We start from the raw sequence: 15143 nt of genomic DNA, 5'->3' as shown, positions 1-15143 counted from the left end.
CAAAAACCTCACTCAAATAGAGTTTCAGCCACATTTCTAATGGCTGCTTTTTCTCTTTCATCTTCTAATTTTTCAACAATTCCTCTTTCAACGGCACGTTTTGGTGGGAGATAGCAAGCTAAATCACATGTATCAATTAGTGCACGTATTGATGCTGCTTCTTCTGAAACCTGTCCATTTTGAACTAAGCCTAATAAATCGGCAGATAGCTTTGTAAAGGTTTTGATTAATGCTGGCTCTGTAAGTCTTGATTGGTTTTCAAGCACTAATTGTAATTGATTTCCTTGAATATATGGTACTTCAATGACAACAAAACGATTTTTCAACGCTTCATTTAATGGGACTGTTCCAACATATCCTTCATTAATCGCTGCAATTACTCCAAAATGCTCATGAGATTTCACTACTTCACCTGTAAAAGGATTTGTAATCATTCTTCTATAATCCAATACTCCATTTAATATAGGAAGAGTTTCAGGTTTAGCCATATTAATTTCATCAATATACAAGAGATGACCTTTTTTCATTGCTTTTACGACAGGCCCAGGAACAAATTCAATTGAAGTGCCATTTTGATTATTTTCAATCGTCTTAAAGCCTAATAACGCTTCGGCATCCAAATCCACAGAACAGTTAATACTATGCATGGGCTGATGGAAAAGGTTTGATAGGGTTTCAGCAAGTTTGGTTTTACCCGAACCTGTTGGACCTTTTAATAAAACATTTTTCCCAAGAGCTAATGCAATCATTGCATCATATAATATTGAGTTATTAGACGGAGTATATCCACCCTTTCCAATCAATAGTTCATCACCTTCATGCAGTACTCTTTTAGATCTATTTTGTATTAATTTTTGAATGTCATTTGGTAATTGATAAGATTCTAAGTTAGTCATTATAGTCCTTCCTTCTTACACCTTTTTCGATCGTTTCTACCTTCATGAGTATACTAAAAAGCTATTATGTAATCAAAGTTTACGAATCTCCCTTTTTAATAATTTGATCCAGATCCTATCATTTTGACAAAAAAAAATAGAATCCAGTGGATTCTATAAATAACGTTTTGCACCAAGATAGCGCTCTTTCCAATACGAAGTATTTAAATTGCTAATCGTAACACCAGAGCTACTCGCATGAATAAATTCATTATTTCCTAAATAAATTCCCATATGTGAAGGGCCTGCCTTATATGTTGTAAAGAAGACAAAATCTCCTACTGCAGGATTATTAACTGATTTCATGATATCCCAATACCCAGCTGTACTTAAGCGGGACACAGATGTAACTTTATTTAGAACATAATAAATATAGCCACTACAATCAAATCCACTTGGTGTATTTCCAGCCCAGCGGTAAGGAGTCCCCATTAAAGATTTGGCTTCACTAATCATTTTGTCAACTTTTGATGATTGTGTTTGTGATTGCGCAGGCTGAGAGACAGTGTTGGTTGTATCTTGAGTAATCGCTTTGTCGCCGTTAATTTTTAATACCTGTCCAACTCTGATAAGATCTGACTTTAGATTATTTGCTACTTTAATTTCAGCAATTGTGATGTTAAATTTATTTGCTATTTTCCATAAAGAATCACCAGGACTCACTTTATATGTAGAGACTGCGCCTGTTGCTGCCTGTTGGTTTGTATTAGATTCCGTCACTTTTTCTTCTTTATCTTGTATAGATTGAACAGCTTGCTTTTTAACTGTTAATTTTTGACCAATGCGGATTAGATCACTTGTCAAATTGTTTAGTTTTTTCAGTTCAGCCACTGACGTATTATGTGCTCTTGCAATAACCCATAATGAATCACCGCTTTTGACAGTATATGTACTATTTTGTGTTGTTTTTGATGCAGAAGTATTATTTGTTGTTGTACTTGTTTGTTTATGTGTGGATGTAGCTTGAATGTTTAAAACTTGTCCAACCTGAAGGAAATCACTATTTAATGAATTCCATTGTTTAAGATTGTCAACTGTTGTGTTATATTGCCTAGACAACCCCCAAAGTGTATCACCACTTTTCACCTTAACTTTTTCATCAGCTGCTGCGACTGAAGCAAATAATGAAGACCCAACAACAGCTGTTGCTGTCAATCCTAATATTTTTTGTTTCATTTCTACTATTACCTCCTACTCATCATAAACCTAGTTTAATAGATTAACAGACATAAAACTACAATTTTATAAAGAAACATGTGAAAAAATACATAACTTTCCTATTTACTATACAAAATATTACAGAGATAGACAATCATTCTTTCATTTATTTTATTCATTTCTATTTGGTAGATAAACTTTGTTTGTCGCCAAGTGTCAAGTCAATAAGGTTTCTGTACGTTCTGAAAATACAAAAATGGCCAGAAACCATTGTTCTGACCACATGTTCTACAACATATTATTTTTATTACTTGTAGCAGTCTCTCTTGGATGGTAGAGAAAGTTTCTTATACCAAAATAGATCACTGCCATTAAAGAAACAACCCCAAAAATAATCACCATATATTTAATTCCGATTGTATCTAATAATATTCCTGTACTTAAAAGAACAAGTTGGAACAAAATACGGTCTAACATATTTCGAAACGAGAAAAAACGACCATGAAATTCCTTCTCAATCTTAGTTTGAAAAATGGTCGCTGCAATCGGGAAGAAACACCCGACCCCAAGCCCAAAGATAGCAAAGGAAATGAGAGACATGATTTTGATATCACTAAAAAACAATGATAAATGAGCTATGGAGATCACAAAGGCAAAAATAAACATTAGATTAATAGGCTGAATGAAATGTGTCATTCTTTTCACAAAGAATGCTCCAATCATAAAACTAATTCCTTCAACTGTATATAGAAGCCCTTTTATCGCAGGATCATTTTGAAGCTCGCTAATATTAATAACCATTAAATTGAATCCACCTAAAAACAAGATAGGTATAATTGTTAAAAAGAGTGCAGACATAACGAGCGGTGTCGCTTTTAGTACAGGAAAGATCTCTTTGAAATTACTAGATTTATTTTTTATCATTTTAGTTTCTTTTGTTTCTTCAACATTCAATGCATAAGTTGACATAAGTATGAATGCGTAAGCAATCATCGATCCAATATATAGAAATTCAATATTCATCACAACAAGTAAAACACCTGCGAGAGCTGTACCAGCAATTCGGGAAACTGTGGATACATTCATATGAACTCCATTTAAATGTATTAAGTCCTTATCCTCAACAATTAATGGAATAACTGATTGTAGAGCAGGAAAATAAAATGCAGCACTTATTTGTATACAAACCATAAAACAGATCATAAAAACAATTGACTCATATTCTAAGGCCAAAAACATAAACAAAACACTAAGTGTTCTCCCGATCCCAGAGTAAATTAACACTTTTTTCTTTGAATTCATATCAATAACTCTTCCTGCAAGAGGGCCAACTATTACACCTGCTAATAGACCTAAAAATAAAATGATGGATTTCATAAAATCAGAAGGAACATGTTTTTGCATAAATTCTAGGTTCCCGATAATCCCCATCCATAATCCTAATCCTGCTACAAGCTCACCGATTAATAATATCCAAACATTCTTGTTCTTCCACATTTTATTCATCTTCTTCCACATATCTTAATAAATAAACTATAGCATTCAACAAACTGTTTCGCTACACGAAACAGTTCAGTTTTGTCTTTCTTTTTAATGGAGTGTAGATTCAGGTGAGATAATCGGATAAAGAGTTCCTTCAAGAGCAAAGGACATCTTACCTGTTTCCTCTGAAATGATCAACACAAGTGCGTCTGTTACTTCTGTTAGTCCAATTCCAGCACGATGCCTTGTCCCTACTTTTTCTCCGCCAAAATCTTGTTTGGATAATGGTAAAACATTTGCCGCTGAGATAAGATAGTCTCCCCTTACTAACACGGCACCATCATGAAGTGGGTTTCCCGGATAAAAGATGCTTTCTATAAGACGACTAGAAATATTGGCATTTAAAGGAATACCTCCTTGAATATGTTGGTCAACTGGTTCTTGTCTTTCAACAACAATAAGAGCACCATGTCTTCTCTCTGACAAATGTTGAATCGCTTTTGCTAATTCTATGTATTCATTTGTGAATTTTTCAATATATGCCTTTAAGTAAAAGAATGAAGCTGAAGATTGAATTTCATTAAAGCGATCCCGAATATGAGCTAGCTCACAAAGCAAGCAGTATTCTTTTTCATCTAGGGAATTCCGCATCGTTTCTGTTTCCTCGATAATTTGATTCAAATGAAAAGCAATGTGATTCTTAATTGATGTAAATGCTTGAGTATTATCCAAATTTCTCCCTCCTCCTATTTAGTATTCTCTTTCAAATATTAATAATTATGAATCGTTGACTCTGTGTATTTTTTCCAATTAAACATCCATACTAATGGTAGGAGGCGTTTAAATGATTACTCAAAAGATCTTACAATATACATTTAGTATCTTAGGCGTGATTTCATTAGGATTTTTTTACTATCAAATGTTTAAAGGGGAATCCCGTAAATCTGATAACCAGCCAAAATAACATTCCTTCTGTAAATTTCATGTTATAATTCTCTAGGTATCTTTTTGAAATGAGGATGTAGCAATGAAATCAAACGTTTTTAGTAAGAAAAGAATTATGTATCTTTCAAGTATATTGTTTCCAATTCTAATCACCCAGCTCGGTTTATTTTCGATGAACTTCTTTGACACAACAATGTCAGGTAAAGTTTCTCCTAATGATTTAGCAGGGGTTGCCATTGGGTCAAGCCTATGGGTACCTGTTTATACAGGTCTAAGCGGAATTTTATTATCAGTGACTCCAATTGTTGCACAATTAGTTGGAGCCAAAAAGACGAAGGATGTTCCATTCATGGTTGTACAGGGACTATATGTGAGCATCGCAATTTCTATCATTATTCTAATACTGGGATTTTTAACATTAGACCCTATTCTACAAAATATGGGCTTAGAAGAAGAGGTTCGTCATATCGCAAAGTGGTATTTAATTTCGTTATCTCTAGGAATTTTCCCATTATTTCTATATGCAGTTTTAAGATGTTTTATTGACGCACTTGGGTTCACAAGAGTGACAATGATGATTACTCTTACTTCTTTACCTATTAATTTTGTTTTTAATTATTTATTTATTTTTGGAAAATTTGGGTTTCCAAAACTTGGGGGAATAGGAGCAGGAGTTGCATCTGCTATTACTTATTGGTGTATTACAGCCATTGCCATCTTAATTATAAGAAAGCAGTCACCGTTTAAAGACTTTAATATATTTAAAACACTTTTCCCTATCTCGTTAACAGCTTGGAAAGAAATTTTAAAAATAGGTGTGCCGATTGGCTTATCCATATTCTTTGAAACTAGCATTTTCGCAGCTGTTACATTATTAATGAGTCAATATAACACAATCACAATTGCTTCGCATCAAGCAGCAATGAACTTTGCTTCATTTCTTTATATGCTGCCTTTAAGCATTTCTCTAGCTCTTACAATTGTTGTTGGACATGAGGCTGGAGCGAAAAGGATTAAGGATGCAAAGGCATATAGTTATTTAGGAATCTGTATGGCCATTACTTTATCACTTATGTCTGCAGCACTTATATATTTCTTTAGACCTGAAGTAGCGTCTATCTATACTGCTGATCACACAGTGTTAAAATTAACACAGGATTTCTTAATTTATGCGATATTTTTTCAGCTTTCGGATGCCATCGCAGCACCTATACAAGGTATTTTAAGAGGATATAAGGATGTGAACGTCACATTCCTCATGGCTCTTATTTCTTATTGGGTAATTGGACTACCTGTTGGATACATCATTGCAACCTATACCTCACTAGATGCATTTGGCTTCTGGATTGGCCTTATTTCTGGGCTAGCAGCAGGAGCAATTGGTTTATCTATAAGGCTTTATATCATTCAGCGAAGAAATGAAGTTGCATTTACACTTATTCAAAAATAAGGCGAAACTTCCATCAGTGGGTTTTTTCTTCATCCCGTACTGATGGTTAGTTGAACCAATAAGACCTTAACGGGCAGTTATCCCCCCACCTACCTTCTTTGTAAACTCAGAAGCTTGAGGTGGGGGTTTTAAAGCCCGTTAAGAGCGGGATAAAGCACAAAAAAAGTGTCTCTGATATTAAGACACTCTTTTTGCTTATTAAAAGTTAATTAATCATTCCATTTATACGTATAAAATACTTCCTTTTCAAACCAATGCATGACCTCAGGGTCTTTGTTTAAAAACTTTTCTTCCATTGTTTTTAGCATTCCCTCTGTTTGCGAGCGATGAGCTTTTAATGCATTCATTTTAATATCTGCTACATCTGTCACATTAATCTCAACATCAGGATAACCAATTACATCAAATCTGTTCTTCGTTATCGCCATGCAATATGTCACTGGTCGTTCTTCTATTGGTTTACGCTTCAATGCCCGGATAACTCCTTCACCACAGGCATCATGATCAGGATGTACTCCATGTCCAGGATAGAAGGTAACAATAAGAGATGGTTGAACATCATCAATGATCTTTTCAAAAAGATCTGCTATTTGCTCATCATCTTCAAATTCAAGAGTCTTATCTCGAAGCCCTAGCATACGTAAGTCTTGAATATCTAACGCTTTACATGCATCAATTAACTCTTTTTTGCGAATTTGAGGCAGCATTTCTCGATTTGCAAATAGCGGGCTACCCATATTCCTTCCCATTTCACCTAAAGTACCGCATGCATATGTAACAGGAATCCCAGCTTTTCTTTTTTGAGCAATCAATCCAGCAACTCCAAAAGCTTCATCATCAGGATGTGGTAAAATAACTAGAACATGTTCCTTCATATATATTCTCCTCTTGCGATCATATTTTAAAATGTAATTTAACAAAATGTAAAATTACATTTTCTTATTAATTTTTAAATGGCTTCTCACTAATTTGTAATGCAATTGCTAATTGTCCTTCTGAATTATGTCCTGCGGTTAGCAATTGGCCATCATCATTATAAACCCAGTCTGTTAATCCTTCTGCGTAAATCCAACCTTCTTCTAATTTTAAACCAATTCGATATGGACCGTTTCCTGTTATTTTTGCTTGATGATAGGTCACTTTTGTATTTCGAATAAAAGCAACAACAGTCATATTTTTTTCATCTTTATGGGCTGAATAAGATCCTGTTGTTGTTTCAAGGTGAATATATACTTCTTTATTTAAAAAATGATCTAAATACGCTTGTACGTCTTGTTTAGTAATAGTTTTCATAAAGAACCTCCCTGTTTTAGCTCTTCTAAAATTCGCAGATGATAATTAACGAGATTAACTTTTTGTTTGTCATGTAATGAGGAATCAATAATTCTTTTCACTGATAAATAGAATTTTTCATGCGGTGTTTTGCGAAGTCTTGGATGGGTCATTTCATCCTTTAACTCCTTTTTAATTGCATTTCTTAATGTATGGGCTGGGTTTTCTTCAATTTGTAATGTACGGTTTGACCAAAGTGATTTATAGGCTTCTAATAATTCAATGCTTTCCAATGTGGTTCACTCCTACATCTCAACAGAATTTGGTTTCTTACTTTTTAGTAAAGCATTTTTCATAAACCTAGAATTGGAAAGCGTAAACAGCAATAAGGCCGTCCATATACATGAAAATGTAATCATTTCAACCGTCGTAAAAGGTTCCTTATATAATACAATTCCTATTATTAACGTAATTGTGGGTGCTATGTATTGCAAAACACCTACCATAAACAACGGTATTTGCTGAGCCCCACTCGCAAAAAGCAGTAATGGCACAGCTGTTGCAATCCCTGCACCTATTAAGAGTAAATTTGTTACGAGGTCAAATTGTAAAAAGACCATCTCTTTTTTTGAGGCTAATATGAATAGATAAATAATTGCAATTGGTGTAACGGCCATTGTTTCAAACGTTAGTCCAATTCCAGAGCTTAATTTCGTCATTTTTTTCGTCAATCCATAAAGTCCAAAGCTTAAGGCAAGGGTCAAAGCAATAAAAGGAATATGACCGTAATGAAATGTCATAAATAAAACACCAATACCTGCAATGACAAAAGATATCTTTTGCCAAAGATTTAATTTTTCTTTTAAAAATATCATTCCTAATAAAACACTTATTAGTGGATTTATGTAATAACCTAAGCTTGCTTCAATCAAACGTTCATGATTCACAGACCATATATATACAAACCAGTTAATACTTATTAAAACGGAAGATAAAAAGAGCAGTAAAATTAAACCCGGATTTTTTGTCATTTTTTTGCAAACATTCAATACATTTGGCCATTCCTTAGAGATAGTTAGAAGGGCTAACATAAACAAAAAAGACCAGAAAATTCTATGTGCCAATATCTCTTCAGACGTGACATCCTGTATTAGTTTCCAATATAGCGGCAAAATTCCCCATAGTATATAGGAAAACGCAGTGTAAAACAGTCCTTTCTTATACGTATTTGCTTCAGTATTCATTTTTTTACCTCACTATTCTTTTCACTTCAAAGCTGTAATGTGTTTATCTAAATCCCATTATAAACATGTTAGATCATGTCCTACAACAGATACGCACTCTAACCCATTTTATCTATTTGCATATCATAAAATATAAATTGAAACGTAAAAGGAAGTGGTGTTATGTTTCCATGGGATAAACAATTTCCATTTGATCGATCTGGTTTTTCAAAACATATAAATAAAATGAATCCAAAGGAAGTAGAAAACTATATCCAGCAAGTGATGAAGAATGTATTCGGCGGTGACCTTTCTCAAGGGTTTCCATTTCAAGGAGAATTTCCCCAAAGGCAATCGATGAATGAAAGAAAACCCGATATATTCGAAACAAATGATTATGTTTATGTAAAACTTCCTTTAAGTGATCTGGATAAAGGAAAGATAAAATTACAACATACCACTCATCAACTAATTGTCATGAACTACCCTAAAGATTCGGAACAAACAAAATTCATGCTGCCATCTCCAGTGAGAAGAAAAGGCACAAAGGCCAGATATTTAGACAATATAATCGAAATTCAATTTATTAAGCTTACTGAAAATAGTTTATCTGAAATAGACATTTCCCATTAAGTTTTTTAAAGATCAAAAATATAAAAACTACCTGCTAAATGAAAGCAGGTAGTTTTTATATTAATAATAATACGGATAACCACCATATGGATAACCATAACCATAATACGGATAAGGTGGATAAGGATAAAATGGTCTTGGTCTTATAATTGCACTTCCAACCAATCCGCCTAAAAGTCCACCAACAAAAGGTGCACCGAAAAAAAATCTGCCGTCCGGGTATGGTCTGCGAAAATCACTTCTCATCATATAAGGTCCCATCTTTTTACCTCCTCCTATAAATACCTACACTAATAAATATTCATATCGGAAGGGTTTTGAGTGGGCTTTAACCTATAAAATAGGTAAATGTCATAACTTTTCTCAATTAACAGCTATTCCTCATAGATCATCTTTCTCGTCATTCCGCCATCAACAATTAAATTAATACCTGTCACAAAATCATTATCTTCACTTGTTAAATACAAACAAGCTTTGGCAATATCTGATGGTTTTCCTACTCGTTTAGAAAAATGTTGAGAGTGGTCAATCTCTCTTAAAGAGTCATAATCCTTTGTTTCAATCCAACCAGGAGAGATCGCATTTACTTGAATACGATCTTGACTAAATGATGCTGCAAGAGCATGTGTGAGTGCAACAATACCACCTTTTGTAGCTGCGTAAGCCTCTGAGTTTTCTTCTGACATGAAGGCTCTTGTTGAGGCCATATTCACTATTTTCCCGCCTTTTCCATTAGCCTTCATTACCTTTGCAGCTTCTCTTGAAGCAAACATTACACTTCTCAAATTCGTGTTGAGTACTATGTCCCATTCATCAACTGTAAGCTCATATGGTGATTTCCATTTTGACAATCCTGCATTATTTATAAGGATGTCAATGGTGCCGTAATGATCAACCGCTGATTTTATTAAATGTTCAATTTCTTTTACATCCGAAACATCTGTTTTAACAAACATAACGTCATAAGACTTCTCTATACAAAATTGTTCTAAATCTTTACCAGCCTGTTCATTTACATCTGCAATAATAACTTTGTTCTTCTCTCTTGCATATTGAAGGACTAATTCTTTCCCAATTCCATTTGCTCCTCCAGTTATGATAACAATTCTATTCATTTTGTTCTCCCTTCCTTCCTTGAGGGGAGCAATACGTATCTGCCCATATTCCAATTTCTTTTACAACACTTTCTAAACTCTTACCTTTGTCTGTTAATTGATAAATCACTTTTACTGGAGTTTCATCTATCACAATTCTTTCCACAAGACCTTCATTTTCCAATTCTTTTAGCCTTTCAGATAGCATCTTTTGACTAATACTAGGAATAATCTCTGTTAAGTCTTTAAACCTTTTTGGTCCATCAAGTAATACGTGAATGATAATACCAATCCACCGTTTACCCAAAAGTCGAAATGCCGTTTCCAATTTTGGACACAGATTTATTTTCACACAGATCTCCCCTTATTTCATATCTCTTGACTCATCTAATCAGTTCCATTATCATTGGTAGATGAGAAAATAACTTACTAAAAGTTAGTATATTACTTTTAGTATAAAACATACATGGACCAAATTCAACTTAGGAGGATTTTCATGAATACAACATATGCTGAAGAAATCATGACTGTTTTTAACGAACGCACTTCTGTTCGTCATTATGATAAGACTGCCAAAATTTCAAAAGAGGAATTAAGTGAAATATTAACATACACAACAAAGGCCCCATCTGCTTGGAACTTGCAGCATTGGCATTTCACAGTATTTCATAGTGAAGAAGCAAAACAAAAATTATTACCAATCGCCTATAATCAGAGTCAAATTGTAGAATCATCTGCTGTCGTTGCCATCTTAGGAGATTTAGAAGCAAATAAAAATACTGACCCAGTTTATGATCCGCTAGTACAGGCAGGCCATCTAAAACCGGAAATAAAAGACACTCTTGCAGGTCAGATTAGCCGTGCATATACGGACAAATCTTTTGCAAGGGATGCCGCTTTTTCAAATGCTTCCCTTGCTGCAATGCAACTAATGATTGTCGCAAAAGCAAAAGGGTATGACACTTGTGCTATCGGCGGGTTTAATAAAGATCAATTTGTTCAAGAGTTTTCCATACCTGAAAGATATGTTCCAATTATGTTAATTTCAATTGGAAAAGCTGCAAAGCCTGCCCACCAAAGCAATCGCTTAGAGCTTGATCAAGTTTCAACATGGCTATAAAGTTCATTCAAAAAAACAGCTTATGCAATTTGCATAAGCTGTTTTTTTACATATTTTCTTTTAAAACGGATATAGCTTTTTCTAATTGTGTATCATTCTCTTGAATTTTTTTCTGGATTAATTCCATTAACTTAATCGTTGTATCTTTTGTAATGACACCATTTACAGTAAGTTCATTCTCCTTTTGGAATTGTTTTACCGTTTTCTCCATAGCTTCATCAAAATACCCTTTGTCACTTACTTCATTATATCCAAGTGCCTTCAGCATTTGTTGGGCAGCTTTTACTTCAGCATTTGAATCACCAACTTTTAGTTCGTTGTCTGGATTAATATAAGGTAAATTTGCATATTCAGGAAGTTTCACCTTCACTGTAGGTTCAATTCCCTTTTCATGAATCCAAGTGCCGTCAGGCGTTAACCATTTAGCTGTTGTATATTTTACTGATGAATCATCATCAAATGCGTTTGCGGTTTGAACCGTCCCTTTTCCAAAGGTTTTTTCTCCAACAAGTGGTATTCCTGCTGACTCGTTAAGAGCTGCTGCCATAATTTCTCCTGCACTCGCTGTACCACCATCTATTAAAACGGTTATTGGAAGGTCAACATCTTTTGCGTTTTCTGCCTTGTAAATCTCCTTGGCGCCAGTTCTATCCTCTACCTGCATGATATTTTTTCCTTTTGGCACAAACAAGTCTGACATAAGAAGAGCTTGATCCATTAACCCACCTGGATTTTGTCTTAAATCAAGAATTAAGCCTTTTACATTTTTATTTTGTAACTCTTCTAAGGCATTAGCTAATTCTTTTCCAGTGGTCTCAGAAAACTTTGTAATTTGTATTTTTCCAATATTGTCATCCATTACTTCTGAATAAACAGTTTCTAAAGGAATCGTATCTCTTGTAATCGTAAATGTAAGTTCTCCAACTCCGGCACGTTGAATAAGGAGGTTAACTTTTGTCCCTTTTTCTCCACGAATATTCATGACCGCCTCATTAACAGAAAGGCCCTCAACAGATTTGTCATCTACTTTAAGAATAATATCTTTTGGTTTTAAGCCTACTTCTTCAGCTGGAGATCCTTTAATAGGAGAAACAATCATGATATTTCCATTGCTTTCTTGTACTTCGGCTCCAATTCCTTCAAAAGAAGAAGAGATATTCTCATTGAAGCTTTTCGCTTCCTCAACATCCATATAAACAGAGTAAGGATCTTCTAAGGATTCAACCATTCCTTTAATGGCACCCTCAACAAGTTTATCTGTCTCCACTTCTTTATAGTAGTTTGACTGAAGAATATCATAGGTTGATTTTAATTTTCCAAAAGGGTCGTCCTCTTGAGCACTTAGCATACTTCCATTAGGCTTAACAACATTGTATGTTACTCCTGCTGAAATAATTGCTGTTACAATTACTGAAATTAGTAATTTGCTGTTTTTCACGACTACTATGCACCACCTTTATGTATGTACTTATTATGTCTAAGCTAAATGAAAACGTCAATTAATTTGTGAAAATGTAAAAATGTGATATTATTTTTTACTTAAAGTGGAAACGTTATAGCTATTGACATCATATAATAAGGGATACCTCATTCATAAATAACTACGAAAAGTATACTGTTTTCGTAAACTTTTTTGCTATGTAATAAGTTTTGGGAATGGTTAATTTCCTCACCAGGATGCTCGCACCTTACGATCCATGATCATCCTATACAGTTTTTGTTTAAAGCCCCCTATAAAAAAACAAACAATTAATATTAAGCCTAAAAGTAAAAAGAAACTTTTCTTTCGACAAAAAGCACGATACTTTTTTATTAATTTATTGTAAAGTTTATTACACAAATGTAAATGCAACAAGGAGGTTTTCTTATGCACATAGCAGATTACATTGGTAAAACTGAATTTGATATGATTCATTTTTCATTATCTTTAATAAAAGAAATTGATTTTAAAATTAACCAAAAAATCTTTTTTTACCAAAATCAAGTTTCAACTTATATAAATGATCAAGTGGATCGATATATTCATACATTGCATGTTAAAAGATCGCTTCAATTCTTATATAGAGCAGAAATTCATAAAATCATTAAACCAAAACTTAAAATTCTTTTTGAAAAACATAGCTTATTCCATTGTATATAATCACCCACTATCCTGATTCAACATAAAATGAAGGATCAGAATGGAGGGGGAAATTTGAATTACTTACAAATGCTATCTAAACTCGGTATAGGTGGAGCACACCCTGGCGGAATATCTTTAACAAAAGCTATCTTTGACCAAGAGCAATTTCCGATCAATCATATTGTACTTGATGCAGGATGTGGAACCGGACAAACTTGCTATTATCTATATCAATTAGGCTATGATGTTATTGGCCTTGATTTTGATTCTCTAATGATTAAACATGCAAAAAAACGGAACATGGAATGTCTTAGCGACATTTTATATTTACAAGAAGATCTATCATCAACTTCATTGTCAGATCAATCAGTTGATATCATCTTATGTGAGTCTGTCTTAAATTTCACAAAACTGGAAAATACATTAATAGAATTAAAAAGAATTTTAAAACAAAACGGTGTCATCATCGCCATAGAAATGGTACAAAAAGAACCACTATTAGATTCAGAATATGCTGAGATTACCTCGTTTTATGGATTTCCTGCTATTTTATCCATCGAAGAATGGGAAAAAGTCTTCAAGCAATATGGCCTTACCATTTTTAAAATCCAATCTGAAGATGACTTTCCTTCTATTAACATTGAAGAACCTACCACAGAATTTCATATCACAGACTCAACTCCGCAGACAGCCTTTGATTTATTATCAAAGCATGAGCAATTAACATTAGAGTACAAAGAAAAGTTATCCTATCGGATTTTTTTTGCTAGGTTAACAGTCTAAATCATGTAAAAATGGTTATGAGTACAATCCCCCCTTGGCCACATTCATAAAATATTGAGACTATAAGCTAAGGAGGGATAACCATGTCACAGCATTATTACGATCTTTGCTGTCGTTATTATGGAAAAGATGTAAGAATCACTGATCGAACTGGCAGAGTCCATGTTGGCAGAATTTGTCGTGTTACACCGAATAAAGTATTTATTGAACCACGGATTCAAAGAGGTGGGTTTGGATATGGCTTTTACGGTCCGTATGGATATGGACCAGCATATGGTATTGGATTAGGCTTTATTACTGGAATTATTTTAGGTGGATTGCTATTTTGGTAAATATATAAACAAAAATAAGGGGAAGAAAATTTCCTTCCCCTTATATATTAGTGGTTTATTGTGCTAATTTTTCTTACTTTTTTAATAACGGTTTTACATCTTTATATATCGCCACAATATCGTCAATTTTCATTCTAACCAATCCACTTGAAGAGGGTGCAACAAAATCTATCACATCTTTTACCATGCTCTTTTGTTGTTTACCCCAATCTGCTTTTTTACATTTACTATACTGAAGATAAACACCTTTTCCAACAAAAAAAGCGACTCTCGGTTTGTAGAAAGCTATTTTTTGTTTTAGGATTTCTCTTCCTTCACGATATTCCTCTTGTGTAATTTCATCTGCTGCTCGCGTCGGCCTTGAGACAATGTTTGTAAAGCCATAACCCTTTTGGAGTAAATCTCCATCTTCTTCAGGACGATAAATTCGTTCTGTTAGACCCGCTTCAAATAGAATTTTCCAAAAACGATTATTTTTATTTGCATAATTATGCCCTACTTCTCCTGAAACCAAACTTGGATTAAACCCAATGAACAGGATGTCTAGATCCTTTTGTAGTTTGCCCAAACTTTTACTCATGTCTTAACTCCGTA

The 15143-nt window shown here is 33.9% G+C and carries 19 protein-coding genes; 6 read left to right on the top strand and 13 right to left on the bottom strand.

The window, feature by feature from the left end:
* Window positions 1-8: 8 nt before the first annotated feature.
* From AC4GZ8_RS01200 to cdaS, 4 genes are all read right to left on the bottom strand, one after another.
* Entirely contained in the window at window positions 9-899 is an 891-nt protein-coding gene (locus AC4GZ8_RS01200) for an ATP-binding protein (protein WP_491080399.1), read from the bottom strand.
* Between the two features lie 150 nt (window positions 900-1049).
* Entirely contained in the window at window positions 1050-2111 is a 1062-nt protein-coding gene (locus AC4GZ8_RS01195) for a C40 family peptidase (protein ID WP_491079973.1), read from the bottom strand.
* 270 nt (window positions 2112-2381) lie between these two features.
* Complete coding sequence (locus AC4GZ8_RS01190) at window positions 2382-3590, bottom strand: MFS transporter (protein WP_491080398.1); 1209 nt, start codon at window positions 3588-3590, stop codon at window positions 2382-2384.
* Between the two features lie 93 nt (window positions 3591-3683).
* Window positions 3684-4307: a sporulation-specific diadenylate cyclase CdaS gene (gene cdaS / locus AC4GZ8_RS01185; RefSeq protein ID WP_491079972.1), complete on the bottom strand. Its 624-nt coding sequence runs from the start codon at window positions 4305-4307 to the stop codon at window positions 3684-3686.
* A gap of 295 nt (window positions 4308-4602) precedes the next feature.
* On the opposite strand from cdaS, the gene AC4GZ8_RS01180 reads away from it, so the two are divergent.
* The gene (locus AC4GZ8_RS01180) at window positions 4603-5970 is read left to right on the top strand and encodes an MATE family efflux transporter (protein ID WP_491079971.1); all 1368 of its coding nucleotides are present in this window, start codon (window positions 4603-4605) and stop codon (window positions 5968-5970) included.
* Window positions 5971-6179: 209 nt separating this feature from the next.
* On the opposite strand, the gene bshB2 is transcribed toward AC4GZ8_RS01180, so the two are convergent.
* The 4 genes from bshB2 to rarD all read right to left on the bottom strand — a co-directional run bounded on the left by bshB2 (window position 6180) and on the right by rarD (window position 8486).
* Window positions 6180-6845, bottom strand: a complete 666-nt coding sequence (bshB2, locus tag AC4GZ8_RS01175; RefSeq protein ID WP_491079970.1) for a bacillithiol biosynthesis deacetylase BshB2 — start codon at window positions 6843-6845, stop codon at window positions 6180-6182.
* Window positions 6846-6912: 67 nt separating this feature from the next.
* On the bottom strand, window positions 6913-7263 hold the full coding sequence (locus AC4GZ8_RS01170) for a YojF family protein (RefSeq protein WP_491079969.1): 351 nt from the start codon (window positions 7261-7263) through the stop codon (window positions 6913-6915).
* Complete coding sequence (yoyC, locus tag AC4GZ8_RS01165) at window positions 7260-7535, bottom strand: protein YoyC (RefSeq protein ID WP_491079968.1); 276 nt, start codon at window positions 7533-7535, stop codon at window positions 7260-7262. Before yoyC ends, AC4GZ8_RS01170 begins: the two co-directional genes overlap by 4 nt.
* Window positions 7536-7547: 12 nt before the next feature.
* A complete protein-coding gene (rarD, locus tag AC4GZ8_RS01160; protein ID WP_491079967.1) occupies window positions 7548-8486 on the bottom strand; it encodes an EamA family transporter RarD in 939 nt (312 codons plus the stop codon).
* A gap of 162 nt (window positions 8487-8648) precedes the next feature.
* On the opposite strand from rarD, the gene AC4GZ8_RS01155 reads away from it, so the two are divergent.
* Window positions 8649-9098: an Hsp20/alpha crystallin family protein gene (locus AC4GZ8_RS01155; RefSeq protein WP_491079966.1), complete on the top strand. Its 450-nt coding sequence runs from the start codon at window positions 8649-8651 to the stop codon at window positions 9096-9098.
* A 60-nt stretch (window positions 9099-9158) separates the two neighbouring features.
* Here AC4GZ8_RS01155 and ymaG read toward each other — a convergent pair whose 3' ends face one another.
* The 3 genes from ymaG to AC4GZ8_RS01140 form a co-directional block, all read right to left on the bottom strand.
* Window positions 9159-9359 (bottom strand): inner spore coat protein YmaG, encoded by a 201-nt coding sequence (ymaG, locus tag AC4GZ8_RS01150; protein ID WP_491079965.1) that lies wholly within the window; start codon window positions 9357-9359, stop codon window positions 9159-9161.
* A gap of 113 nt (window positions 9360-9472) precedes the next feature.
* Window positions 9473-10213, bottom strand: coding sequence for an SDR family oxidoreductase (locus tag AC4GZ8_RS01145; RefSeq protein WP_491079964.1), 741 nt, complete (start codon window positions 10211-10213; stop codon window positions 9473-9475).
* Window positions 10206-10544, bottom strand: a complete 339-nt coding sequence (locus AC4GZ8_RS01140; RefSeq protein WP_491079963.1) for a winged helix-turn-helix transcriptional regulator — start codon at window positions 10542-10544, stop codon at window positions 10206-10208. The genes AC4GZ8_RS01145 and AC4GZ8_RS01140 overlap by 8 nt, the downstream gene beginning before the upstream one ends.
* 144 nt (window positions 10545-10688) lie before the next feature.
* On the opposite strand from AC4GZ8_RS01140, the gene AC4GZ8_RS01135 reads away from it, so the two are divergent.
* Window positions 10689-11312: a nitroreductase family protein gene (locus AC4GZ8_RS01135; RefSeq protein ID WP_491079962.1), complete on the top strand. Its 624-nt coding sequence runs from the start codon at window positions 10689-10691 to the stop codon at window positions 11310-11312.
* 46 nt (window positions 11313-11358) lie between these two features.
* On the opposite strand, the gene AC4GZ8_RS01130 is transcribed toward AC4GZ8_RS01135, so the two are convergent.
* A complete protein-coding gene (locus AC4GZ8_RS01130; RefSeq protein ID WP_491080397.1) occupies window positions 11359-12759 on the bottom strand; it encodes a S41 family peptidase in 1401 nt (466 codons plus the stop codon).
* Window positions 12760-13179: 420 nt separating this feature from the next.
* Between AC4GZ8_RS01130 and AC4GZ8_RS01125 the strand changes: the two genes are divergently transcribed.
* The 3 genes from AC4GZ8_RS01125 to AC4GZ8_RS01115 all read left to right on the top strand — a co-directional run bounded on the left by AC4GZ8_RS01125 (window position 13180) and on the right by AC4GZ8_RS01115 (window position 14549).
* On the top strand, window positions 13180-13452 hold the full coding sequence (locus tag AC4GZ8_RS01125) for a hypothetical protein (RefSeq protein WP_491079961.1): 273 nt from the start codon (window positions 13180-13182) through the stop codon (window positions 13450-13452).
* 54 nt (window positions 13453-13506) lie between these two features.
* Entirely contained in the window at window positions 13507-14217 is a 711-nt protein-coding gene (locus AC4GZ8_RS01120; protein WP_491079960.1) for a class I SAM-dependent methyltransferase, read from the top strand.
* Window positions 14218-14300: 83 nt separating this feature from the next.
* Window positions 14301-14549: a hypothetical protein gene (locus tag AC4GZ8_RS01115; protein ID WP_491079959.1), complete on the top strand. Its 249-nt coding sequence runs from the start codon at window positions 14301-14303 to the stop codon at window positions 14547-14549.
* A 73-nt stretch (window positions 14550-14622) separates the two neighbouring features.
* On the opposite strand, the gene AC4GZ8_RS01110 is transcribed toward AC4GZ8_RS01115, so the two are convergent.
* A complete protein-coding gene (locus AC4GZ8_RS01110; protein ID WP_491079958.1) occupies window positions 14623-15129 on the bottom strand; it encodes a mismatch-specific DNA-glycosylase in 507 nt (168 codons plus the stop codon).
* Window positions 15130-15143: the final 14 nt, after the last annotated feature.

Source organism: Metabacillus sp. RB-C-LZQ-3-1 (assembly GCF_058315175.1).
Note: the sequence above shows the minus strand (reverse complement) of the source record. Positions and strands in the feature narration are given on the sequence as shown.